This window comes from Tepidibacter sp., from assembly GCF_025210165.1.
GTDB lineage: Bacteria > Bacillota > Clostridia > Peptostreptococcales > Peptostreptococcaceae > Tepidibacter_A.
The window spans coordinates 15,160-41,908 of the sequence record NZ_JAOASI010000048.1 but is presented as its reverse complement, the minus strand read 5'-3'; the positions used below and the strand labels follow the sequence as shown (position 1 = coordinate 41,908).

Below are 26,749 nucleotides of genomic sequence, written 5' to 3'. Positions count from 1 at the left end.
TATAACAGATAAAGCAGATATAAAACTTGATGGGGAGAAATTAGTTATAACATCAAAGTCAACAGGAGAAAGTTCAAATATTAAAGTAGCAATTGGAGGTACAGATGCAGATGATGTTAAAGGTGTATTTGGACTTGATGCAGAAGAGGCTAAAGGAACAGATAAAGTAGAAGCTAAAGAAGGTGGAGAAGGTGGAACTTTCACTGATAAAGCTACTGTAACTAATGGAACTGATAGCAAGAATATAGAATCAGCTCTTGATGTTTCAAATCATGAAAACGCTACTAATGCTATAGAAACAATAAATGAGGCTATAACAAAAGTATCTACTCAAAGATCTAAGCTTGGAGCATTCCAAAATAGACTTGAGCATACTATTAACAACTTAGGTACTGCTTCTGAGAACTTAACAGCAGCAGAATCAAGAATAAGAGACGTTGATATGGCTAAGGAAATGCTTGCATTCTCTAAGAAGAATATATTACAACAAGCTTCTCAAGCTATGCTTGCTCAAGCTAAACAAGCACCACAAGGTGTACTTCAATTATTAAGATAGTAAATTTTTAGAGAATAGAGCCGAAGAAATCTTCGGCTCTTTTTTTAAACACTGCAAAATTTAGAGAAAATTGGATAGAAAAGGAAGTCTATCTTACAAATTCAAGGAGGTAAAATCATGATTATTAATCACAATATGAATGCTATTAATGCTCATAGAATGATGAGTTCAAATACAGTAGTATCTGGAAAATCTATGGAAAAATTATCTTCAGGTCTTAGAATAAATAGAGCTGGAGATGATGCAGCAGGACTTGCCATATCTGAGAAAATGAGAGGTCAAATAAGAGGACTTAATCAAGCTTCAAGAAACTCTCAAGATGGTATTTCTTTAATACAAACTGCTGAGGGGGCTTTAAATGAAACTCACTCTATACTTCAAAGAATGAGAGAACTTGCAGTACAAGCAGGTAATGATACGTATACAAGTGAAGATAGAGATCAGATTCAAAATGAGATTAACCAATTAACTTCAGAAATTAATAGAATATCAAGTACGACAGAATTTAATAAAAAGAAGCTTCTAAGTTCTGGAAGTGGTGAAGACGGTGGTGTAAATGAGACTACTGCAAAAGCTAACATTATAAAAGGGCTTAAGAATAGTGGATGGCTTGAAGTAGCAGCAAATAATATAAAAGAAGCTTATGGGTTAGAAGGTTCAGGAAACAATGATATAGAAGTAGAATTTGTATCTAATGAAAAAGGAGGAGCAGCAGCTACAGCTATTCGTACTGCTGAGGGAAAATTAAAGCTTCAAATAGATTTAAAGGATTTTGGTGAGAGCAGTGGTGAGAATGGAGATACTGGTGGAGGCCTTTATGCTGACCGTATAATAGCTCATGAAATGACTCATCTTATAATGTATGATTCATTTGGAGATAAGGTAGGTGGAAATACAGGAATACCTACTTGGTTTATGGAAGGAACAGCTGAAGGAATAGCTGGAGCAGATGAAAGACTTAAGAATGTTATAGGAAAAGATGACCAAAGTGGAATAAATACTACTAAGCTTGATGCATTGGTAGATAGAGCATATGAGTTATTAGATGGTAAAGAATGGGATGCGAGTGGCGATGATAAGGCACAAATGGAATATGCAGCTGGTTATGCTATGCTTAAGTTTATAGCCTCAACAGCCAATGATAATTCAAAATCTATGAAGGACATAATGTCTGATATAAAATCATCTAATAAAACAGGGGCGGAAGCTCTTAAAGATGCTATTGAAAATAATATAGCTGGAAGTTACTCAGATTTTAAAAATGATTTTAAAACTAATTTAAAGGCATATCTGCAAAATACTGGTAAAGTAGAACTTAACTGGGGTTCTAAAGAATCAGATGTTGGATCTATACTTGGTAAAGATCACGGTGGAGCTACTAAATTAAATGCAGAAGATGTAGTTGATGAAAGTAAGTCTACAGGAAAAACTGTTAATGGCTTTGATATTAAATGGCCAGAGGAAGAGTTGGCATCATCGCAGATTGTTTTACAAATAGGAGCGAATAAAGGACAATCAATGACAATAGAGTTACAAGATATGAGTGCATCAGCACTTGGAGTATCTAGTACAGGAGGAACTGGAGCAACTGAGGAAACAGAAGGTGAAGAAAAAGAAGCAGTAGCGGCTAGTAAGGATTTCCAAATCACAACTCCTAATAAAACTTTAAAAGTTTCTATGGGAAAATCAGCAGGAGCTAAAGGAAATGATATAGAAGTAGAGTTTACAAAAAGTAATGGTGCTACAACAGCAACTTGGACAGGAAATAAATTGACTATACAACTTTCTGATGATACTCAAAATGAAAATACGGATGCTAAAATAAATGCAGCTATACAAGCCGCAGTAAATACTCCAGAGGGAATAAAAAAAGATGAGATAAATGTATCAGGATTAGATTCTACAGCTACAGGTGAGGATTTATCAGGAGCAACTCTACCAGCAAAAGCAAAACTTGAAGGTGGAGAGGATGCAGAAGAAGCTAAAAAAGGTCAAGATGGTAAAAGTTCTTTCACTAAAGAAGCTGGTGTAACTAATGGAACAGACAGTAAGAGTATAGAATCTGCAATAGATGTATCTACTCACAAAAATGCAACTAATGCTATTGAAACAATAAATAATGCAATAAGTAAAGTATCTACTTTTAGATCAAAGCTTGGGGCGTATCAAAATAGATTAGAGCATACTATAAATAACCTTAATAATACAAGTGAGAATTTAACAGCGGCAGAATCAAGAGTTAGAGATGTGGATATGGCTAAGGAAATGCTTACATTCTCTAAGCAGAATATATTACAACAAGCTTCTCAAGCAATGCTTGCTCAAGCTAAGCAAGCGCCACAAGGTGTACTTCAGTTACTAAGATAATATTTTATTAATTAAAAAAGAGTGGGGGAAAATATCCTCAGCTCTTTTTGAGAATAAATTTAAATTTTCTGATCATTATAAAAAAGAAAAGAGATGATATTAATGTCTGATAAAAAGCAAAGAAAGGTATTAATTCCTCAATACATGAATCAATTTAGATGTATAGGGTCTGAATGTGAAGATACATGCTGTGTGGGATGGAATATAGAAATTGACAAAAATACATATAAAAAGTATAGAAATTGTAACAATAAAAATTTAAAAGCAAAACTTAAAGATAAAGTTAAGAGAAATAGATCTAATACATCTGAATTTGATTATGCTAAAATAAAATTAAATGAACATGGCTCATGCCCTTTTTTAGATGATAATAAGCTATGTAGCATTCAGAGTAGTCTAGGCGAAGAATATTTATCTTTGGCATGTACTATTTATCCTAGAAATCCTAATAAATTAAATAATTCATTTGAAAAATCTGGGAGTATATCGTGTCCAGAAGTAGCTAGATTAGCTCTTTTGAATCCAAAAAAAATGGAATTTGATGAAATTTATGAGGATATAAAACCGAGGCATATTACAAAACGAAGTCTACATAATAATAAATTTACTGAACATTTTTGGAAATTTAGAATATTTACAATATCTTTATTGCAAAACAGGAATTTTAAATTATGGGAAAGATTGATAATTTTGGGGCTTTTCTATGAAAAGGTAGAAGAATATATCAAAGAAAATAAATCTAATGATATACCAAACCTTATAGCTAAATATACTAGCATGATAGATAATGGAGTTTTTGATGGAATGCTAGACAATATTCCAACTCAAACTACTTTACAAATGAAAATTCTAAAGGAATTAATTGATGAAGCAATATATAAAGGAGTTAGATCTAAACGATATATAGAATGTCTTAAAGAGTGTTTGTATGGAATTGGTTATGTTAAAGGAACGGATATAGAAAAAATCGGATAAATATATAAAAATATCTACAAAAAATATTACAATTCTTATATGAATGAAAAAGAATATATTTTAGAAAATTATTTGGTTAATTATGTATTTGAAAATCAATTCCCTTTTGTTGATATAAATAGTACTGTATTTGAGAATTATGTGATGATGGTTATTCATTACTCATTAATAAAATTGAATTTAATAGGAATGATAGGATATCATAAAGAAAGTTTTTGTGACGAGCATATAGTAAAGTTGATACAATCTCTAGCTAAAAATGTAGAACATAATAAAAAATTCTTAAATCATATAAAGGAACTTTTGAAAAAAAATAATGCTACATCAATGGCATATATGTCTATATTAATCAAAAACTAAACGCAGAGTCGAGTTAATTTTTCGACTCTTTTTTTTATGTAGTATAAACATAAATATGCATAATACCGATAAATAAAATATATATAATTTATGTAGGAGGAAGAGTTTAATGAGAATTGATTCTAACACATTTGACAATCAAATGACAGGGTTTAAGTCAGAGGTTTTTGACCAAAAAAATAATACTAATAAAGAAGAAAAGGTAGATTTAACTAAAAAAATTCAAAACAAAGAGGAAAATGTAGCTCTGCCAGGGGAAAAAAGACTTATAGAAGCTATTGAAAAGGCTAACAAGGGAATGACAGGTGAGAATACTAGCCTAAAGGTTTCTATACATAAAAAAACTAATGATATAGTGATTAAATTAATTGATAGAGAGACTAAAGAGGTTATAAAGGAAATACCATCAGAAAAAATAATAGATATGGTAGCTGAGATGTGCGAGAGAGCAGGTATTTTTGTAGATAAAAGAGGATAAGGGGGGGTGATTATATGGCACCAATGAGAATCGGTGGATTGGCATCAGGGATGGATACGGATGCAACTGTGAAGCAGCTTATGGATGCTGAGAAAATAAAACTTATTAAATATAATCAAAATAAGCAGATTAAGTTGTGGACTCAGGATGCTTATAATAGTATAAACAAAGATATGGCAAATTTTATAGTAGATACTAAAAAGGATTTAGATGTAGGTATAACTGGAAGTATAAGCGGAGCTTCTTGGCTTAAGAAGGCTTCTTCATCTGATGAGGATATATTTAAAGCAAGTACTAGAGCTGGAGCTGTTCCTGGAAATCATAAAATAAAGGTTAAGAAATTAGCGGAAAATGTAAACTTAGCAAGTACTAAAGCCGTTGATGAATCTACTCGAACAGAGGATATTACTTTTAAGATAAGAGGAACCGAAATTACTTTTAAAAAAGATGAAAGTTATTCTGATTTAGCTAAAAAGATAAATAATTCAGTATCAGGTGTAAGAGCTAGTTATGACTCTAAGTCGAAAAGGTTTTTCTTATCTACGTCTAAAACTGGAGAAGATAATAGTTTAGAATTGGATAATGAAAGCAAGATTTTCACAGAAAAATTAAATTTAAATTTAGCAGGGTTTACAGATGTAAATATAGCTTCAAGTAGTGAAGATATAGAGAATAAAAAACTAAAGGATTTAGGAATAACATTTCCATATAGCTTAAAAATAGAAGGAAAAACTATTAAGCTATCAGAAAATGATAATATGGAAAGTGTAGCAGAGAAGATAAATGAAGAAATGGAAAAAGACCCACCTTTAAATGTGGAAGCTAGATATGAAAATGGAAGGTTTCATTTGGTAAATAAAACAGGAGCAAATATAAATCTACAGGAGGATTCACAAAAGCTTTTTGAGAATAAATTAAAAATAGCTGATATTAATGGTAAACTCCATAAATCAAAAGCTGGTGAAAATGCCATAGTAGATTTTGATGGAGCAGAGAATATAAAATATTCTTCAAATCAATTTACAATCAATGGTATAAGTGTTGATTTAAAGTCACTTCCAGCAGATACTGATAAAGAATATAATATAAATATTGAAACTGATGTTGATGCTGTTTATGATAAAATAAAAGGTTTTGTAGATAAGTATAACGAGCTTGTAGATAAATTAAACAAAAAAATATCAGAAGAAAAATATAGAGATTATAAGCCTTTAACTGCTGAAGAAAAAGAATCTATGGGAGATAAGGATACAATAAAGCTTTGGGAGGATAAAGCTAAATCTGGGCTTTTAAGAGATGATAGTAGTATAAATAGAATATTAAATTCAACAAGAACAGGTCTTTATGAGAGTGTTTATTCTGATTATACTGATGATAATGATAATAATAACGATGAAAAGCTAATAGGATTTTCTCATTTAACACAAATAGGTATAACTACAGGTAAATATCAAGAAAATGGAAAGCTACAGATTGATGAAGATGACTTAAGAGAAGCTATTGGAAACGATATAGATGCGGTAGTTGATTTATTATTTAGTAAATCTGATATAACTGAATTAGATATAAGGAATGCAAAAACAGCAGATGAAAAAAATAAATTAAGAGTTCAAAAACGAGCAGAATCAGGTCTTATAACTAGGCTTTATGATGATATTGCTGATGGAATGAAAGGAATAATAGATAAGTCTGGAACTGGAGGAGAATCAGATCTTTATAGAAAGGTAAAGTCTAATATTCTTGTGGATTTTGTTACTAAGGGTGGATCAAAGAGTTCAATTGATAAGGATTTAGTAAAAATAGAAAAGCAGATAATTAGTGAAAAGAAGAGATTAGCTAGAAAGGAAAATAATTATTACAAAAGGTTCGCAGCTCTTGAAGCCGCTATGAACAAGATGAACTCTCAAAGTGCATGGCTTGCATCTCAATTGGGAGGAAGTTAGATAAATTTAAAGGAGGAATAAACTATGGCAATGAGAAATCCCTATGCACAGTATAAGAATCAATCAGTGAATATAGCAACTCCAGAGGAACTTACATTGAAATTATATGAGGGCTGTATAAAATTTATAAATATAGCTATGATTGCAATAGATGAAAAGGATATTCAAAAATCGAATACTAATATAATAAAGGCTCAAAATATAATAAGTGAGCTTAATATAACATTAGATATGGATTATGAAATATCTAAGAACTTAAGACCAATATATGAATATTTACATTCAAGACTTATAGAGGCTAATATTAAAAAGGATAAGAATATACTTGAAGAGGTTAAAGAATTTGTAGTTGAATTTAGAGAAACTTGGAAAGAAGCTATGAAACTTGCAAGACAAGGAAAGTAGGTAATTTTGATGAGTGTGAATGAATTGATAGATATTTTAATTCAAACCAGTGAAATTAAATATAATCTAATTTCTGAAGTATATGAAATAACAAAAGCTCAGAGTGCATGTATAAATAATTCTAATACTGATTATCTTCTTGAGAATATAGAGAAGAAGCAACAAAAAATAAATGAGATAAATGATATAGATAAAAAGTTTTATTCAGCATATATAAATGTAAAAGAAAAGCTAAAAATAGAATCAATTGAAAGTATAGACACTCAAAAATATCCTAATATTAAGGATTTAAAGAAAAATGTATCAAATATATTACGTGTTACTAAGAATATAGATGATTTAGATAGAATTAATAATCAAAGTGTAAAAAAAGAATTTGATAAAGTAAAAGAAGAAATGAATAATATCAAAAAAGAGCATAAAGACTTAAACAAAAATATAAAGGCATACAAAGGATATAATACAAAATATAATCATACCCAGGGAGTTTTTATGGATTATAGAAAATAAAAAGGTGGGATAATTATGGATATTGGAGCTATGTCTATAGGACTTAGTCAAGCTAAGCTTGCACAACAAGTAAGTCTTTCTGTTATGAAGATGGCTATGAATACATCAAATCAAAAATCGAATGTTATAAATGAAATGATTAATACAGATGCTAAGGTTATGGAAAAATCTATTACACCTCACCTTGGAAATACTATTGACATTAAATTATAAATTTGATAAGATATTATGGTTGATATTATAGGTCTGTGGTTGAAAGTCCAAGCCAGTCGCAGGCAAAAGGATCCACGTAAGTTAATTCAAAAGCGAGTTAATGATCATGGTGCGGCTTAGATGTAAGTCCTGCCGATACAAAATCGAGAGGGTTAGTAGTGAGGCAAACCCGAGCGAAATCTCCAGCAGGCGAGTGTGGGGTCAAAAACCAGGTCAGCTATAATATGAAAAAAGAGCATCTATAATAGATGCTCTTTTTTCATATTATATAATAATCAATAGTTCGACAATTTAGAAAAATTAAAAACTAACAACCTTGTGGACTTTCGTCAAAAAAGTCCACAACTAAAAAGCAGTTATAAACTTTATTAACAGGTTTATACACATTATCCACAGGTATACTTAGAAGTTATCCACTACAGATTTTAATGATATTAATCATAAATATTAATAAATTAATATATTGTATAATATTAATTCATTTTGATTTTAAAAAGTTTTGCCTGTAAAATTCTTTAAAAAAAGCATTAATTTAATTTTAAAAAACTGTTTTAATAATATATTAGTGGGTAAAATAATATTAATAAAATTTATTTTAAAATAACTATTTTTAAAATCCAAATTTTGTATTATAATAAGTATAATTTCAAAGATATTTACATAAATAAAATTATTTATGTGATATATGCAACAGTTTAGATAATGGAAGGGGATGGCTTATATGAAATTAACTATAGTGGGAAAAAACATTGAATTAACAGAAGGAATCAAATTATCAGTAGAAGAAAAGTTAAGTAAAATAGAGAGATATTTTAACGATGATATAGATGTCAGAGCAACTGTTAGTGCTAAAAAAAGTAGACAAACTATAGAAGTAACAATAATCCCTGTAAGTGGAAATATAATAAGAGCTGAAGATTCAGAAGAGAATTTATATGCAGCTATAGATGTAGTTGTAGATAAGTTAAGTAAGCAGCTTAGAAAATATAAAACAAAGCTTATAAACAAGCATCAAGATAATGCAAGTATTAGATTTGAGAATATAGACAGTTCAATTGAACGTGATAGTAATAGTGAAATAAAGATAGCAAGAAGGAAAAGATTTGGCATAAAGCCTATGCATGAAGAAGAAGCAATACTTCAAATGGAGCTTTTAGGACATAGTTTCTTCGTATTTACAAATGCAGAAACTAATGAAATGAATGTAGCATATAAGCGTAAATCAGGTGATTACGGTATAATAGAACAGGCATAAAAAAGGTGGGATACATATCCCACCTTTTTCATTTTAATGTAATTGCAGTGAACAATCTATAAAGGGAATTTTTGCATATAATTTAGAAATTTACATTAATATAATTTTATTTATTAACTTCGCTATGTTAAAATATATATTAATGAAAATTAATACAAAAGAGAGGTAAATAATATGAGCTTTTTAGAAGATTTATTTGGATTTTCGGGAAAAAGAGAAATAAAGAAGATTGAAAAGGTTGTAGATAAGATAGATCAGGTGGAAAGTAAGTTTGAAAGTATGAGTGAAGAAGAGCTTAAAGATATGACTAATGTATTCAAGGAGAGATTAAGAACTGGAGAGACACTTGATGATATATTAGTTGAAGCATTTGCTGTTACTAGAGAAGCATCAAAGAGAGTTCTTGGAATGAGACATTATAGAGTTCAGTTAGTTGGAGGAATAGTTCTTCATCAAGGAAGAATTGCTGAAATGAAGACAGGAGAAGGTAAGACTTTGGTTGCAACAGCTCCTGTATACCTAAATGCTTTAAGTGGAGATGGGGTACATGTAATAACAGTTAATGACTATCTTGCTAAGCGTGATAAAGAGTGGATGGCAAAATTATATGAATATCTAGGATTAAGTGTAGGGGTTATAGTTCATGGGCAAACTCCAGAAGAAAGAAAAGAACAATATAATTGTGATATAACCTATGGTACTAACAATGAGTTTGGATTTGATTACTTAAGAGATAATATGGTTATACATAAGGAACAGATGGTTCAAAAGAAACTAAACTTTGTAATAGTTGATGAGGTGGATTCTATATTAATAGATGAAGCTAGAACACCTCTTATTATATCTGGTGCTGGAGATAAGTCTACAGGGCTTTACTTTGCAGCAGATCAGTTTGTTAAAATGTTAAAGAATGAAGATGATTATGTAGTAGATGAGAAAGCTAATTCTGTATCACTGACTGAAGATGGTATCCAAAAGGGAGAAAAATTCTTTGCAGTTGAGAATTTAACTGATATGTCTAATATGGAAATATACCACCATATAAACCAGGCTCTAAAAGCCCATAATCAAATGAAGAGAGATGTTGATTATGTAATTAAGGATGGAGAAATAGTAATAGTAGATGAATTCACTGGAAGACTTATGTTTGGAAGAAGATATTCAGATGGACTACATCAAGCAATAGAGGCAAAAGAGGGACTCAAAGTACAAAGAGAATCAAAGACTCTTGCTACTATAACATTCCAGAATTACTTTAGAATGTATAAGAAGATTTCAGGTATGACAGGTACTGCCAAAACAGAAGAAGAAGAATTTAGATCTATATATGGTATGGATGTTGTTCAAATTCCTACTAATAAACCTATTCAAAGACAAGATGGATCAGACTCTATATATAGAACTGTAAATGGAAAGTTTAAAGCAGTGGTAAGAGAAATAGAAGAAAGACATAATAACAAGCAGCCTGTTCTTGTAGGTACTATATCTATAGAAAACTCTGAACTGTTATCTTCTATGTTAAAGAAAAAAGGGATACCTCATAATATTCTTAATGCAAAACAGCATGAGAGGGAGGCAGAAATAGTATCTCAGGCTGGAAAATTAGGTGCAGTAACTATTGCGACTAACATGGCTGGTCGTGGTACAGATATTATACTTGGAGGAAATCCTGAATTTTTAGCTAAGAATGAATTAAAGAAAAAAGGATATAAGGATGATATATTAGCACTTGTAACATCTCATATAGAAATTGATGATGAGTATATTCAAATGGCTAAAAAAGAGTACAATAAATTATATGCTGAAATAAAAAAGGAAACAGATAGAGAACAAAAAGAGGTACTAAATGCTGGAGGTCTTTGTATAATAGGGACAGAAAGACATGAATCAAGAAGAATAGATAATCAGCTTCGTGGTCGTGCTGGACGTCAAGGAGATCCTGGAGTATCAAGATTCTATATAACACTTGAAGATGACCTTATGAGATTGTTTGGTAGTGAAAAAATTATGGGAGTTGTAGACAAATTAGGAATGGACGAAGATACACCTATAGAGCATAAGATACTTTCAAAATCCATAGAAGGAGCTCAAAAGAAGGTAGAGGGCAAGAACTTCTCTATAAGAAAACATGTTCTTCAATATGATGATGTTATGAACAAGCAAAGAGAAATAATATACAAGGAAAGAAGAAGTGTTCTTGAGGGTGAGAATATAAAAGAAAATATAACTAATATGATAAAAAATACTATAGACAGTTCAGTTATGATATATACAGCAGATACTGATTATCCTGAAGAGTGGGATTTAGAAGGATTAACGGATCATTTATATAATATATTTTTACCAAAGGGAAGTATAGAATTTAATAATATAGAAGAGCTTGATAGAGATAAGATAAAGACAGATATAATGAACATAGCCATTGATTTATACAATCAGAAGGAAAAAGAAATAGCAGATGAAAGAATGAGAGAAATAGAGAGAGTTATCCTACTTCAAGTAGTAGATACGAAGTGGATGGATCATATAGATGCTATGGAACAATTACGTCAAGGTATAGGTCTTAGAGCAATAGGTCAAGAAGACCCTGTAAGAGCATATCAATTTGAAGGATTTGATATGTTTGAGGAAATGATAAAGTCTATACAAGAAGAAACTATCAAATACTTATATAACTTTACAGTAGAAGAAAAAATAGAAAGAAAACAAGTTGTTGATATAGACAACTTATCTACTGCATCAGATGAGCCTGGTAATAAGACTGTTGTAAAGAAAGACGAGATAGGAAGAAATCAAGTTTGTCCTTGTGGTAGTGGTAAGAAGTATAAAAAATGCTGTGGAAGAAATGTATAGGAGTGATTATAAGTGCTTAATATACAAGAATATAATCAAAGAATAGATGAGATGAAAAATTCAATAGAAGAATTGAGGGCTTCTCTTTGACATATCAAAAATAGAATATAAGATACAAGAACAAGAAAAGAAAATGTCCGAGCAAAATTTCTGGGATAATAATGAAAAAGCTCAAAAATTACTTCAAGAAAACAAGCTGCTAAAAGAGAATATAGAAGAATTTAGAAATCTTGAAAACTCTTTAGAAGATATAAATGTATTAATAGAGATTTCTCTTGAAGAAGATGATTTATCTCTTGAAAAAGAGGTAAATAAATCTATAGAAGATTTAGTCTTGGATATAGATAAAATGAAAATAAAAACTCTTTTAAATGCAGAATACGATAAAAACAATGCCATAATGTCTATACATGCAGGAACAGGTGGACTTGATGCTCAGGATTGGGCAAAAATTCTACTTAGAATGTATACAAGATGGGCAGATAGTAAGGAATATAAAGTTTCTTTACTAGATATAATATCAGACCCTGAAGCTGGAATAAAAAGTGCTACATTATCAGTAGAAGGAATTAATTCATATGGTTATCTAAAAGGAGAAAAGGGAGTTCATAGATTGGTCAGAATTTCTCCCTTTGATACATCGGGAAAGAGACATACATCATTTGCATCTGTAGATGTAATACCAGAGCTTGATGATGATACAAGTGTAGATATAAATCCTAGTGATTTAAAAATAGACACCTATAAGGCATCAGGAGCTGGGGGACAGCATGTAAATAAAACAGAATCAGCTGTTAGAATAACTCATATACCAACAGGGGTTGTGGTTCAATGTCAGAATCAAAGATCACAGCATTTAAATAAAGATAAAGCTATGAAGATGTTAATGGCAAAGCTTATAGAGCTTAAAGAACTTGAACAAAAAGAAAAAATAGAAGATATACAAGGTGAGTATTCACAAATAGCATGGGGAAGTCAGATAAGATCATATGTATTTCAACCATATAAGTTAGTTAAAGATCATAGAACTAATCTAGATATTGGAAATGTTCAAAGTGTAATGGATGGGAATTTAGACCCATTTATGAATGAATATCTAAAATATACTAAAAAATAGGGAAGAGACTAAGTCTCTTCCCTATTTATGTGCTACATCATAATATCAACCAACATACCTTTTATTCCATCAAGTTTTTTTATTACAGAAAGTCTATCAACTTCTTGCCCTATAAATTCTTTAGTTAATGAACTAAGCTCTCTATCTACATTTTTTACAATTCCATAAACTCTATGACGGCCTCTTCGATCTAGAAAGTTTTGTTGAGAGAAGGAATGAGAATTATTAACTGCCACATTTAGGAATTCTTTTACTAATTTTTTATATTCAATCAAATCCTTAAGATATAGCTTTTCACCTATCTTATCAGATTGCTCACTTATTTTGTCATAAAGCTCTGTAAGATGCTCTTTTACTTTATCAGATTTTATATTTTCAAACTTAGCTTTAAATTCGGCTCTTTTGATTTCTTTTGACTTATTAACTTTATTAACATTAGATATCTGATTTATATTATTAACCTGATTAACCCTATTCAAAATCCTATCTCCTCTCTTTTACGGACTATATTTATATTATCGGCAAAATAAATACAAATTTTATATGTTATTTAATATATTTTAAATATAACCTATGTGAGTCTTTAAATCAAATTAATAGCCTAAACTTATAATTAATTCATGTCGATAATTAATTATAACTAATTAAAAAAGGGTGAGAACATGATAAATAAAGTTTCAGCAGAAGCTGCATATAGTGCTGTAAGTGATGCCTATAATAATTTGAATACAACTTCAAAGGTTAGAGGTAGGGTTGTTGAAATTAAAGAAGATAACGTAACTATAGATACGGGTGATAAGAAGCTACTTAATTTAAAGCTTAAAGATAAGATAGATGCAAAAGAGGGAGATACAGTAGTAATAGATAAAAAAAATATAATAAAGTCTAAGAAAATAGACGATATTAGATATAAAAAAACTACTGAGAATGAGAAAATAGAATACTCAGACATACTAAAAAAACTAGATATAGATGTAAGTGATGAAAATTTAGAAGCAGTTAAGACTCTAAAAAACAATGATATAAGTATAACTAAAGAAAATATCATGTCCTTTGTATATAGTAAAAAATCACTGGATGACATTATAGTAAATTTAGATTATGATAGTGCTGTTAAGATAATGGATAAGGGCATTGATATTGAGAAGGATTCACTTCAAAAGATATCAGATACTATACAGGAGGTTAAGAATGAGAAGGATAATTTTTCATTTTTAAAATTATTTAAGCATAAAAAAGAGCTTACAACGGATGAAGCTGAGAAAATAACTGAGAAATTGTATGGAAGTAAGATGGGTAAGGATATAACTGATATAGTAAAAACTCTACACAAAAAAGGTGTCAATATAACTAAAAAAAATATAGAAAGAGTAAACGATATATTCTATAAATTAGATAAATTACAAGATGTAGAAGAAGATACCTTTATAGACACACTTAAAAATAGTATAACTCCTACAATAGATAACTTGTACAACATAAAGAACTTTGTAAAAAAAGGAGCAATAAAGGTTGCTGATAAGATAAATTCTATATCTACTAAAGCTTATGAATCTTTTTTACCTAAGGTAAATAATATTACACAAAAGCAGCTTGATTTATTAAAGGATGATATAAAAGAAAGTCTAGATAGAATGCAAATAAGTGTTACAGATGATAATATAAAGCTTTCTCAGAAAATGATACGAAATGAGTTAGATTTTACAAAAGAAAATATTCAAAGTATAAAGGAAATGAAAGAATCACTAGATTATGTAATTAAGAATTTAAACAAAGAAAATCTAGCATCTATGATAAAAGAAAACATAGATATAGAAACTATGGATATAAGAGATATAGCTAATGAATTGAAAAATATAGATAATATTAGCATAGTATCTAGCACGTATGAAAAAGAAGTGGATAATATAATAGAAAAATTACAGAATTTAAAAGAATTAGATGAAACTGATTTAGTGAAGCTTATAAAAAAGGACGTAGATTTTAATTTAAATAAATTAGACAAGGTTGTATCAAATTCTAATAATGATAAAATTAAAGACATTGATAATTTAACTTATAATTTAGAGAATATAGATAACAAGGAAGCTGATACGCTTATAAAAAATAAAGATTCTGCCATAGAAGAAACTATTAATATAGATAAAGAAATTAATGTAGATAAAGAAATTAGTGTAGATAAAGAGATTAATGTAGATAAAGAAATTAGTGTAGATAAAGAGATTAATGTAGATAAAGAAATTAATGTAGATAAAGAAATTAATGTAGATAAAGAAATTAATGTAGATAAAGAGATTAATGTAGATAAAGAAATTAATGTAGATAAAGAAATTGATGTAGATAAAGAAATTGATGTAGATAAAGAAATTGATGTAGATAAAGAAATTAATGTAGATAAAGAGATTAATGTAAATAAAGAGATTAATGTAGATAAGGAGATTAGTATAAATAAAGATATAGATTTTGTTGTAGAAGAAGCTAATGTTGAAAATAATATAGAGTTAACAGCAAAATCTATAAATAAAATAACTAATATATTCAAGGATGTAAAGAATTTGGGATTTAATAATATATCTTTTAACTTAAGGAATTCAATACCTATGACATTAAACAATATATATGTATCCCATAAAGTTCTTAGTGGGGAAAAAATGGAAAATATTGATTATAGAAAATTAGAAATTCCTACAAAGCTTCAACAAAACAGTGAAAATATAGTTGAAAAACATGTGAAGGACAATATCAATTTATTTAAGACACAAGATAATGATAATAAGGTTATGAATTTAAATAAGGCATTTGAAGTAGCTAAGTCTTTAATTCAAAATAAAATGAATTTAAGTAGAACTAATATCCAAAAGGTATATAGTGCATATAATCAATATGAATATATAAAAGATAATTTAACAAGTAATATGATTAAAGAAAGTATAAAGCAGAATAATCCTATAGAAAATATGAGCCTAAAAGAAGTTGATAATTATATAAGAGAATTTACTAATACGGATAGAGTAAATATTAAAATAGATAAGTATATTAAAAAGCTAACTGATAATATAAAAAACATAAATAAAGAAAAAAATAATTGTATAGCTTTTAATATAAAGAACAATAAAGATATGACCTTAAAAGAATTTCAAAGTACATCTGACTTTTTTAAAAATAAAAATCAGCTAGGCCATAAAATATCAAGCCTTATAAATGCAATAAAAAAGAATGGTAAGCTTGAGAAAAAAGAAGAGGGTAAATTGAAAAAGTATACAAGTCAAATAGAGAATACAGTCAAAAAATATTCTGATAAAATAAAAAAAGGAGATTTTAAGCCTCGCAAGGCTTATGAAGATATAAATGAGGATATAAAAAATATTAGAGAAAATATAGATTTAACCAAAGAACACAACAAGGATATTGATGAAAGACATAAGGAAGCAAAGGAATCACTTGATAGAAGCTATATATCAAATAAGGATGAAAAGTTTATTCAGTATCCGATTATGATAAATGAACACTTCTCGAATTTAAATATGTACTATAAAAATAGAAAAAATTCATCTAAAAATATAGATAAGGATGATATGGATGTAGTTCTTAGTCTTGATACTAAGAATTTAGGTAATATAAATATTCACTTAGGAGTAAATAAGTCTAAGGTTAAAGTGAAGATTGGATTAGACGATAAAAATAATATAAATTATATAAAAGATAATAAAGATATATTAAATAGTTTTTTAGAAGATATAGGGTATAATCTAGAAAACATAGAGTTTGATTTTGATAAAGAAAATATAATGGATATAAAAAATGAACAAGAAATAGAAAGTGATATTAAGGGATTTTTAGATGTGAAAATTTAGAGGTGATACTATGGATGAACAAAAACTAAAAAGTGATAATGATTTAAATGAAGATATTCCTGAAGAATTAATAGATATTGTGTCTAAAGTCCTACTTTTTGTTGAAAATATAGACGAAAGAAGGAGTAAAAAAGGTTAAAGTTTTTGTTAATATAGGACGATAAAATATATGGAATTAAAAATAAGGGGAGGAATTAATAAAATGAGAATTAATCATAATGTACCTGCTATGAATGCACATAGATTACTTAATGTTAATAATGCTTTTGCAACAAAATCACTTGAAAAATTATCTTCAGGTAAGAGAATAAATAGAGCTGGAGATGACGCAGCTGGAATGGCTATAACAGAGAAGATGAGAGCTCAAATAAATGGACTTAAAATGGCTTCAAGAAACTCTCTTGATGGAGTATCTTTAGTTCAAACAGCAGAAGGAGCTATGGGAGAGATTCACTCTATGCTTCAAAGAATGAGAGAACTTTCTGTTCAAGCTGCTAATGGTACAGCAGCAGATTCTGATAGACAAGCTATACAAGATGAGATAAACCAATTGACATCAGAGGTTAATAGAATAGCAAATGGAACAGAATACAATACAAGAAATATATTAAAGGGAAATGAGGGACCAGACAGTAATACTTCAGTTCATAGAATGTCTACAGGAAAGCCAGCTCAAGCTAGAGGATCTGTAGATATAAATTCACTTGCACCAGGAAGTTTTGATCTTAAAAGTGAGCAGTTATCTATATGGATAGATGGAGAGGAAAAGGTAGTTAATTTAACTCAAACTAATGGATCTACTACAGTAAAAGATTTTATGGAGCTTGTAAACGATGCTTTAGGAGATTCAGCAAAAGCTGTAATAGATAAAAATGGAAGTATAGAAATAACAACTTCTTCGATAGGTGGATTAAGCAATATAGAAGTTAAAGGTAGTACTGCAGTAATTACTAATGTATTTGGAGCATCTCCTACAGCAGCGGAAAAAACAGCAGATGCTGATTTGAGTGGTTCAGTTGGATTTGATAATGCTACAAAAATTAAATTAAACGGAGTAGATGTACCGCTAATAAATATAAAGGGTCTAGGTGCTGGATATGATGCTAAAACTAACATTGATACAGTTGTAGCTAAATTACAACAAGACATAGATACAACTTCACTAAATGGGAAGTATAAGGTATCTAAATCAGGAGATAAGTTGGTTATAACTTCTACTGAAAAAGGACATTTAGAAAAAGTAGATTTAACAGGTTCAGATACAGCAACAGGTGCAACTTTGCTAGGTTTTACTACTTTAACAAAGGTAGATGGTACAGGATTCAATTCCAAGGCTACGGGAGTAGCAGAAAATGCAACTAATATAGCAACGGGAAGTTTTTACTTTGATGGAGTTCCTGAGATTGGATCGGTTATCAAAATAGGAAATGAAACAATAGAGTTCTTTGATAGTAGTGTATCTCCATATGTAGGTTCAAATAGACCTATTGATATTGCTGGTAAAACTACACCTGAAGCTGTTGTAGATGAAATAGTTAATAAGTTTGCAACAGGAATAGATAGAGTGACTTTAAGTGAGGATACTAACTTTGACTCTGGAGCAGGAACTTCTAATAATGCTAGATTGATTATAGAATTCAATAAACCTGGGTTTGATGGGAATTTAGTATATCTTGAGGGAACTCCTAAAGATTTTACTACTAATCTTCAAGTAGGAGCAAATACTGGACAAGAGTTTCGCCTTCAAATAGGAAATATAAGAGCTAAGGAATTAAAGATAAGTGCAGATAATCCAACGAGAAATCCTGGGGTTAAAGGTGCTTCTTATGTAAAGACAGGTGCAACTGTTACAGATGGTATTTCTTCTAGTATGGTTGAGTATGCAATAGATGTGAGTTCAGAAGACAAGGCTTCTGCTGCTATTAAGGTATTTGATAATGCTATAGTTCAAATAGCATCTGAAAGATCAAAGCTTGGTGCTACTCAAAATAGACTTGAGCATACTATTGCAAATCTTGATAATACTAATGAGAATTTAACAGCTGCTATGTCTCGTATAGAGGATACTGATATGGCACTTGAAATGGCTAATTTCCAAAAACTAAATGTACTTCAACAAGCTGGAGTATCAATGCTTGCTCAAGCTAATCAACAACCACAATCAATTCTTAAATTACTAGGTTAAGATTGGAGGTAATTAGATGATAGAGAAAGAATATTTAGCCTCAAGAGTTGCAGCGGCTAATGAAGCGCAGCTTGTAGCCATAGTTTATGAAGGGCTAATTGACACATTAAATGAATGTATTTCTAATATAGACAAAAAAGAAAGTATAGATGATTTAATTGATAAGTGTAGGGACATATTAGCAGAGCTTATATCTACTTTAAAAGGAGATTCTGAAGTGCCCAATAGATATAGAAGTTTATATTTATATATTAATAACATTATAACTGAAGGCTATATTATGAAAGATAAATCTAAGTTTGAAGAAGCTATAAAGGTGATAACACCTTTATATGAAGGCTGGAATGAGCTTGGACAAAAGATGTATATAGATAATATACAGAAGAACAAAGCACCAAAGCTGGTTGCTGGAATGACATATAGTAAGGGTTATGTTAATGAAAGTGTAATGAATAATCAAGATAGATGGGAAAAAGGATAGTAAAAAGTCTCGCATTATTTATAATGCGAGACTTTTTATTATGTAATGTAAGGAGAATAAGTTAGATAAAAATTGAAAAAAATACCAAAAAAGTATCGTATTGAATTAAACTAGTTTTTGAATATATAGTTTTTTTGATATAATAATTTTGTAAGTCTTATTATAGGGAGAGGTTAATATGAATATAGAAAATATACTTCAAGAAGAATTGAATTTAAAATCTTCTCAGGTAATAAATACTATAAAATTAATAGATGATGGAAATACTATACCATTTATTGCTAGATATAGAAAAGAGATGACTGGAAATTTAAGTGATGTTGTTTTAAGGGAGTTTCATGATAGGTTAAATTATCTTAGAAATTTGAAAAATAGAAAAGAAGATGTTATTAGAATAATACAAGATGGTGGAAACTTAACTGAAAAGATAAAGCTTGATATACAAAAGGCTAAAACATTACAAGAGGTTGAGGATATTTACGCTCCATTTAAGCCTAAAAAAAGAACTAGGGCTACTATTGCTAAAGAAAAGGGATTAGAAAAATTAGCTATTTCTATAATAAATTACGATATAGATGATATACATAATGAAGCTAAGAAATATATAAATAAAGAAAAAGAGGTTGAAAATGAAGAACAAGCTATAAAAGGAGCTCTTGATATAATAGCTGAAACTATATCTGAAGATGCTTATCTTAGAAAGAATATAAGAAGAATAGCTTTAAATGATGGAGTAATTTTATGTAAAGGAAGTACAGATGAAAAATCTGTATATGAAATGTATTACTCTTACTCCGAAAAGGTTAAGACTATGGCTCCTCATAGGATTTTGGCTGTAAATAGAGGTGAGAAAGAAAAATTCTTGAAGGTCAAATTAGAGCTTAATGATGATTTAATTATAGATAAGATAAGAAATTCTTATGTAAAGAATAAATCAAATGAATTGTCAGGTTATATTGAGCAAGCTATAAATGATTCTTATAAAAGACTTATATTTCCTTCAATAGAAAGAGAAATAAGAAACAATTTAACTGAAAAAGCACAAGAAAGAGCTATAAAGGTATTTGGAGAAAACATAAAAAAATTGTTACTTCAACCTCCTGTTAAAGGGAATGTAGTTATAGGATTTGATCCAGCCTATAGAACAGGATGTAAGATAGCTGTAGTTGATGAAAATTCAAAACTACTAGATACAACTACAATTTATCCTACAAAGCCTCAAAATGATGAAGAGGGATCTAAAAAGGTTTTAATAGATCTTATAAATAAGTACAATGTAAATATAATAGCAATAGGAAATGGTACTGCATCAAGAGAATCAGAGATGTTTGTGGCTAATTTAATAAAAGAAATAGATAAAGATGTAAAATATATAATAGTAAGTGAAGCAGGTGCATCTATTTATTCGGCATCATCATTAGCTACAGAGGAACACCCAGATATTAATGTATCTTTAAGAGGTGCAATATCTATAGCCAGAAGACTTCAAAATCCTCTTGCAGAGCTTGTAAAAATAGATCCTCAGCATATTGGGGTTGGACAGTATCAACATGATATGAACCAAAAGAGACTAGGACAAGTTCTAGATGGAATAGTTGAAGATAGTGTAAATTCTGTAGGAGTTGATTTAAATAGTGCATCTTATTCTCTTCTTGAGCGTGTAGCTGGAATAAGTAAATCGGTTGCTAAAAATATAGTACTATATAGAGAGGAGGTTGGGGAAATTAAATCTAGAAAAGAACTTAAGAAAGTGAAAAGATTAGGACCATCAGCTTTTGTTCAGTGTGCAGGATTTTTGAGAATAGATGATTCAGAAAATATGTTAGATAATACAGGAGTTCATCCTGAGAGCTATGATTCATGTGAAAAGTTAATAGAAAGATTAGGATATACACTTGATGATATAAAAAATAAAAAAATAGAAGAAATAGATAATAGAATCAAAGATTTGGGAATAGAAAATTTAAGCTCGGAATTAAATATAGGGGTTTTAACTCTAAAAGATATAATAGATGAAATTAAAAAACCAGGAAGAGATCCTAGAGATGAGAGTATAAAACCTGTATTTAGAAGTGATGTTTTAAAAATAGAAGATATTAAAGAAGGTATGATACTTAAGGGGACTGTTAGAAATGTAGTCGATTTTGGAGCTTTTGTAGATATTGGAATTAAGAATGATGGATTAGTTCACAAATCACAAATGAGCGATAGATTTGTTAAAAATCCAATGCAAATTGTATCTATAGGAGATATAGTAGATGTTAAAGTTATACAAATAGACCTACAAAAGCATAAAGTATCACTTTCTATGAAGGGGATTTAAATTATATGAGTATATGTAAATCATTAAGTGTGGTGAGTAAGCTAAATAGCAATATGATACTTAGTACAAAGCTTTATAGAGACTATACGATATTATACAAATATATTAGATTTATTTTACATAAAAAAAATAGAGTAATTATAATGGTTGATAAGGTATATGAAAAAGGTTTTATGGACGAAAAAAAATTAAAGCAGTATGGTTTGTATGATTATATAAAATCTAATAAAATTATAGTGAAAAATTGTGCTGAATTTATAGAAAATATGGACTTATTTGGTGAGTTAAAGCAAAATAGTATAAATTTAGGTTACGAGAATACTTATACAATAGGACTTTGTTCTAGACAGATGAATATAAAGATAGAATTTATAAAAAAATCTATTGAAAATGGATATAGATACTGTTGTTATTATAATGTACTTGAGCTACAAATAGAAGACTTACTAGAAATATCTACTTATTATGAAGGTATATTGTTTGAAGATGATAAATCTGTTGAAATATACAATAATAAAAAATTCGAAGAACTTAAATTGATACTTGAGAGTATACAATCATCAGTATTAGCAAAGAAAAATACATACGATAATGTAAAGGATCTTGAGAAACTTAATTTATTTTTAGGTAGTGTAAATAAGATAGATAGCTTAGATGATTTTTTAAAAAAATTCTTAGAGCTTGTAAGCGGTATAACTTCTTGTGAAAAAAGTGGCATATTGACTAAATCTGAGTCCGAAGATTTTCAAGTATATTATGGAATAGGAGAAACATGTGAATGCATTAAATCTTATGTAGATATAGAATATAATGAAAATGAATTAATAAGAACTATTGAGAGAAACAATAAGGTTATAGTATTTTTGAATATAAATGAATTCACTGTTATTTATTTGTGTTTTGATAAGGATAAAAAACAGTATATAAATAAAGATGTACTTGAAATATACTCTTCTTCTGCTAAAAATGTAATGAATTCATTTTTAGAAAAAATAAAAAATGATAGAATAATAAGCCAGAATGAAAAGTTAAAGGCATTGGGTGAAATATCTAATGGGGTAGCACATGATTTTAATAATATATTGGCTACCATATCAGGATATGTTGAGTTATCTCTTGTTAAAAGACAAGATGATAATGTTAGAGAATATTTGGAAATTATAAAGAGAGCTTCTCTTGATGGAGCTGAGATGTTAAGAAGAATTCAAGAATTTACTAAAAATATAAGAGAAGAAGAAAATTCCTTTTTTAGATTTGAAAGAATTATGAAGATAGTTATGAATATGATAAATCCTAGAATTAATGATACGGCTATGCTTGGAATAGAGATAAATATAAATGAGGATTTAAATGCAAAAGGGAATGTTAAGGGAAGAGAATGTGAAATAAGAGAAGTGATGATAAATATATTAAATAATGCTATAGATGCTATGCCAAGTGGAGGAAACATAAATATAAAGACATACAATTTAGATAATAATATTTACATAGAAATAGAAGATTCAGGTGAGGGAATACCTAAAAATATTTTAACAAGAATATTTGACCCGTTTTTTTCTACTAAAGGTGTAAATGGAAATGGAATAGGGTTATCAGTATCATATAAAATAATAAAGGATCACGGAGGAAGTATAAAGGTTCAAACTAAAGAAGGCGTGGGAACAAAATTTATAATTTATCTTCCTATGCATTTAGAAGAAGTTATTAGTGTAAACACTGATAATGAAAAGAACGATGAAAAATATTATAAGATATTAGTTGTAGATGATAAAATACAAGTTGCAATGGCAACTGGAGAAATCATAAAAAGTATAGGAAAAGAAGTTGATATATGCTATAGTGGCAAAGAAGCATTACAAAAACTAGAGGATCAAAAATATGATTTAGTAATAAGTGATTTAGCAATGCCAAACTTAAATGGAATAGAGCTTGCAAAAAAAATAAAAAGTAAATATAAGGATATAAAATTTGTTTTAATGACAGGCTGGTTAGGTGATATAGATAATTATAATGATATGATGATTGACTATATATTAGAAAAGCCATTTGGTATAGAGGAAATAAAAAAAATATTACAAATACTCAATTAGGAGGAGTATTATGTTTCAGTGGGGAAATATAGGGGTCATAGGTTCATCTAAGTTATTTGCAGTTGATTTGATGAAAGAGACTATAGATGAAGCATTAGATAACAATAGTAAATGTATATTCTTAGGATATAAAACAGTACTTGAATCTATAGGCAGTTATAGTGATGATGATGTGATTGTTATAGAAAAAGATGAATTTGAAGTAGAAGAATATACAAGAGATAAGAAGTATTTGAATATGAGTATAGTTATAACTTCTGATTGGATAGATAAATATAAATATTATATTTCAGAGAATATAAATAAATATATGAATATTATAACAGATAAAAATTATAAGATATTAGCATTTTTTAACATAATGGATTTTGAACTCGACCTTATAGATAAATTTTTATCTATATATAATAAATTAATATTTGAAGGCGAAAATAAAAGACAGATGATAGATATTAAAGAACTAAGCAATATAAAATTTTTATTAAAATCTATAAAAAAATCTAAAATAGATAATCTGAATCTTCAAAAAAATAAAAGAAATCTAGAAATTTTAAATAATTCTATAATAAATTTTAGTTTTGAGAGTAATCTTGAGAAATTAATAAATAGTTCTATAGAAACTGTACTTGAAATAACAGAAGCGGATTATGGTTCTATAACAGTTTTATTTAGTAATAATAAAAAAATAGAAAAAGAATACTCTTATTCTAATATAGATATGACTTATAGCTATAGAATACACTGTAATGGAGAAATAGTTGGAATATTGACTCTTGGATATCGAGAAAATTATAATAAAGAAAGAGCAGATGAATATATAATAGATGTTATATGTAAGAGTTTAGGAGATATAATATACGCTATAAAGGAAAAAGAAGAAGGGAAGCTTCTTAAAAAGACAGATAAAAATATAAGATATACTGGAGAACTTGCTGGAGGAATAGTACATGATCTTAACAATATATTTTCTATAATAAAGGGATATACTCAGTTGCTTAGTATAAATAAACAGGCATATAGCATAAAAGAGTATATAAAAATAATTGAGGATGGAGCTAATGAGGCTATATATAAGGTTAAAACCTTGCAGGATTTCTCTAGGAATATAAAAGAAGATAAGAAATATGTATTAATAAATGATATAATTAAAAAAGCTATAGAGACTACGAGACCTAAATGGGAAAATATGGCTTATATAAAAGGCAGCAATATAGACATAGTATCCAATCTAAATAGTAAAAAAACTATATTCGCACAAGAATCTGATATACGAGAAGCAATTGTAAATATGATATTAAATTCGGTAGATTCTATGGTAAAAGGTGGAAATATATATATAAATACTTATGATATAAAGAATGAAGTATTAATTGAAATAATAGACGAAGGAAAAGGAATGGACAAAGAGATATTGGATAAAATATTTGAACCATTTTTTACGACAAAACAAAAAAGTACAGGACTTGGTCTTAGTGTAGTTAAGAAAAATCTAGAGGTAAACAGAGGAAAAATAGAAGCTACTTCTATTAAAGGTCATATGTCTAAGTTTGAAATAAGACTGCCTATAAGAGAGGAGAATGCAGAGTGTTATGTATAAAAAATGCTAAAATAAATACAGTAACTAATGGAATTGTAAAAGGAGATATACTAATAGAAAATGGTAAAATAAAAGAAATCGGAAAAGATATAGTAGTGCCTCTTGATGTGAAAGTTGTAGATGCACAAGAAAATTATGTGTTTCCAGGTTTTATAGACCCTCATACTCATGTTGGAATGTGGGAAGATGGAATGGGGTATGAAGGTGCTGATGGAAATGAAGAAACAGATCCTATAACACCTCATTTAAGTGCTATTGATGCTATTAATGCAATGGATAGAAATTTTAAAGAAGCATATGAGGGTGGAATAACTACTGTAGCAAGTGGTCCTGGAAGTGCCAATGTAATGGGAGGACAGTTTGTAGCTTTAAAAACATATGGAGACAGAATAGATGATATGGTTTTAAAGACGATAGGAATGAAAATAGCCTTTGGAGAAAATCCTAAATCAGCATATGGAAAAGAAGACAAAACTCCACAAACAAGAATGGCAACAGCAGCTCTACTTAGAGAAACATTAAAAAGAGCAAAGTTTTATCTTGAAGACATGATAGATTATCAAGAAGATGAGGATTGTGATAGACCCGAATATGATATTAAGTTAGAAGCGTTAATTCCTGTTCTGAAGAAAGAAATACCACTTAAAGCTCATGCACATAGAGCTGATGATATATTTACAGCTATTAGAATAGCAAGAGAATTCAATCTAGATCTTACGATTGATCATTGTACTGAAGGTCACTTAATAACAAAACATTTAACTAAAGAAAACTATCCAGTTCTTGTAGGTCCATCTTTATCAGAAAGATGCAAGATAGAGCTTAGAAATTTAACGTTTGAAACACCAGGAATTTTATCAAATGCAGGACTTAATGTTTGTTTAATGACGGATCATCCTGTTGTTCCGATTCAATATCTACCTCTTTGTGCATCTCTTGCAGTAAAAGCTGGAATGGATAAGGATAAGGCTATAGAAGCTATAACTATAAATCCTGCTAAGGTTTTAGGACTTGACGATAAAATCGGATCTATAGAAGTTGGAAAAGATGCAGATATAGTTATATGGAATAATCATCCACTTGATATTCAAAGTAAAGTTATATGTACTATAATAGATGGTGAGATAGTTTACTTTGACAAATTATCAGAAAAGTATTAATATAATATTATACAATTAAAAAGTATG

Annotated in this window: 21 protein-coding genes; 20 read left to right on the top strand and 1 reads right to left on the bottom strand. The window is 29.0% G+C overall.

What is annotated here, in order from left to right; translation table 11 throughout:
• The 12 genes from N4A48_RS08905 to prfB form a co-directional block, all read left to right on the top strand.
• Nucleotides 1-556 (top strand): flagellin (locus N4A48_RS08905; RefSeq protein ID WP_293665551.1); only part of this gene is annotated, 556 nt, incomplete at its 5' end.
• 117 nt (nucleotides 557-673) lie between these two features.
• A complete protein-coding gene (locus tag N4A48_RS08900) occupies nucleotides 674-2,923 on the top strand; it encodes a flagellinolysin (protein WP_293665550.1) in 2,250 nt (749 codons plus the stop codon).
• Nucleotides 2,924-3,025: 102 nt separating this feature from the next.
• On the top strand, nucleotides 3,026-3,898 hold the full coding sequence (gene fliB / locus N4A48_RS08895) for a flagellin lysine-N-methylase (protein ID WP_293665549.1): 873 nt from the start codon (nucleotides 3,026-3,028) through the stop codon (nucleotides 3,896-3,898).
• A 39-nt stretch (nucleotides 3,899-3,937) separates the two neighbouring features.
• Nucleotides 3,938-4,258 carry a hypothetical protein gene (locus N4A48_RS08890; protein ID WP_293665548.1) on the top strand — a complete coding sequence of 107 codons (321 nt, stop codon included), beginning with the start codon at nucleotides 3,938-3,940 and terminating at the stop codon, nucleotides 4,256-4,258.
• Nucleotides 4,259-4,367: 109 nt separating this feature from the next.
• Complete coding sequence (locus tag N4A48_RS08885; RefSeq protein ID WP_293665547.1) at nucleotides 4,368-4,736, top strand: flagellar protein FlaG; 369 nt, start codon at nucleotides 4,368-4,370, stop codon at nucleotides 4,734-4,736.
• A gap of 14 nt (nucleotides 4,737-4,750) precedes the next feature.
• Nucleotides 4,751-6,679 (top strand): flagellar filament capping protein FliD, encoded by a 1,929-nt coding sequence (fliD, locus tag N4A48_RS08880; protein WP_293665546.1) that lies wholly within the window; start codon nucleotides 4,751-4,753, stop codon nucleotides 6,677-6,679.
• A 24-nt stretch (nucleotides 6,680-6,703) separates the two neighbouring features.
• Nucleotides 6,704-7,084, top strand: coding sequence for a flagellar export chaperone FliS (gene fliS / locus N4A48_RS08875; protein ID WP_293665544.1), 381 nt, complete (start codon nucleotides 6,704-6,706; stop codon nucleotides 7,082-7,084).
• A gap of 15 nt (nucleotides 7,085-7,099) precedes the next feature.
• Nucleotides 7,100-7,594 (top strand): flagellar export chaperone FlgN, encoded by a 495-nt coding sequence (gene flgN, locus N4A48_RS08870; RefSeq protein WP_293665543.1) that lies wholly within the window; start codon nucleotides 7,100-7,102, stop codon nucleotides 7,592-7,594.
• 15 nt (nucleotides 7,595-7,609) lie between these two features.
• Nucleotides 7,610-7,807 (top strand): YjfB family protein, encoded by a 198-nt coding sequence (locus tag N4A48_RS08865; RefSeq protein ID WP_293665542.1) that lies wholly within the window; start codon nucleotides 7,610-7,612, stop codon nucleotides 7,805-7,807.
• Between the two features lie 721 nt (nucleotides 7,808-8,528).
• On the top strand, nucleotides 8,529-9,062 hold the full coding sequence (hpf, locus tag N4A48_RS08860) for a ribosome hibernation-promoting factor, HPF/YfiA family (protein ID WP_293665541.1): 534 nt from the start codon (nucleotides 8,529-8,531) through the stop codon (nucleotides 9,060-9,062).
• Nucleotides 9,063-9,236: 174 nt separating this feature from the next.
• Nucleotides 9,237-11,915: a preprotein translocase subunit SecA gene (gene secA, locus N4A48_RS08855; protein WP_293665540.1), complete on the top strand. Its 2,679-nt coding sequence runs from the start codon at nucleotides 9,237-9,239 to the stop codon at nucleotides 11,913-11,915.
• A 12-nt stretch (nucleotides 11,916-11,927) separates the two neighbouring features.
• A protein-coding gene (prfB, locus tag N4A48_RS08850; protein ID WP_293665539.1) for a peptide chain release factor 2 occupies nucleotides 11,928-13,032 on the top strand; the annotation gives its coding sequence in 2 pieces (ribosomal slippage) (nucleotides 11,928-12,002 and nucleotides 12,004-13,032; 1,104 coding nt in all).
• A gap of 32 nt (nucleotides 13,033-13,064) precedes the next feature.
• Here the strand turns inward: prfB and N4A48_RS08845 are convergent.
• Nucleotides 13,065-13,511 (bottom strand): YaaR family protein, encoded by a 447-nt coding sequence (locus N4A48_RS08845; RefSeq protein ID WP_293665538.1) that lies wholly within the window; start codon nucleotides 13,509-13,511, stop codon nucleotides 13,065-13,067.
• A 183-nt stretch (nucleotides 13,512-13,694) separates the two neighbouring features.
• On the opposite strand from N4A48_RS08845, the gene N4A48_RS08840 reads away from it, so the two are divergent.
• The 8 genes from N4A48_RS08840 to N4A48_RS08805 all read left to right on the top strand — a co-directional run bounded on the left by N4A48_RS08840 (nucleotide 13,695) and on the right by N4A48_RS08805 (nucleotide 26,722).
• Nucleotides 13,695-16,886 carry a DUF6240 domain-containing protein gene (locus N4A48_RS08840; protein ID WP_293665537.1) on the top strand — a complete coding sequence of 1,064 codons (3,192 nt, stop codon included), beginning with the start codon at nucleotides 13,695-13,697 and terminating at the stop codon, nucleotides 16,884-16,886.
• A gap of 10 nt (nucleotides 16,887-16,896) precedes the next feature.
• A complete protein-coding gene (locus N4A48_RS08835) occupies nucleotides 16,897-17,025 on the top strand; it encodes a hypothetical protein (protein ID WP_293665536.1) in 129 nt (42 codons plus the stop codon).
• Nucleotides 17,026-17,088: 63 nt separating this feature from the next.
• On the top strand, nucleotides 17,089-19,071 hold the full coding sequence (locus N4A48_RS08830) for a flagellin N-terminal helical domain-containing protein (protein WP_293665534.1): 1,983 nt from the start codon (nucleotides 17,089-17,091) through the stop codon (nucleotides 19,069-19,071).
• 16 nt (nucleotides 19,072-19,087) lie between these two features.
• The gene (locus N4A48_RS08825) at nucleotides 19,088-19,552 is read left to right on the top strand and encodes a flagellar export chaperone FliS (protein ID WP_293665533.1); all 465 of its coding nucleotides are present in this window, start codon (nucleotides 19,088-19,090) and stop codon (nucleotides 19,550-19,552) included.
• Between the two features lie 178 nt (nucleotides 19,553-19,730).
• Complete coding sequence (locus N4A48_RS08820) at nucleotides 19,731-21,875, top strand: Tex family protein (RefSeq protein ID WP_293665532.1); 2,145 nt, start codon at nucleotides 19,731-19,733, stop codon at nucleotides 21,873-21,875.
• Between the two features lie 5 nt (nucleotides 21,876-21,880).
• Complete coding sequence (locus N4A48_RS08815; RefSeq protein WP_293665531.1) at nucleotides 21,881-23,965, top strand: ATP-binding protein; 2,085 nt, start codon at nucleotides 21,881-21,883, stop codon at nucleotides 23,963-23,965.
• A gap of 10 nt (nucleotides 23,966-23,975) precedes the next feature.
• On the top strand, nucleotides 23,976-25,562 hold the full coding sequence (locus N4A48_RS08810; RefSeq protein ID WP_293665530.1) for a two-component system sensor histidine kinase NtrB: 1,587 nt from the start codon (nucleotides 23,976-23,978) through the stop codon (nucleotides 25,560-25,562).
• On the top strand, nucleotides 25,550-26,722 hold the full coding sequence (locus N4A48_RS08805) for an amidohydrolase (protein WP_293665529.1): 1,173 nt from the start codon (nucleotides 25,550-25,552) through the stop codon (nucleotides 26,720-26,722). The genes N4A48_RS08810 and N4A48_RS08805 overlap by 13 nt, the downstream gene beginning before the upstream one ends.
• Nucleotides 26,723-26,749: the final 27 nt, after the last annotated feature.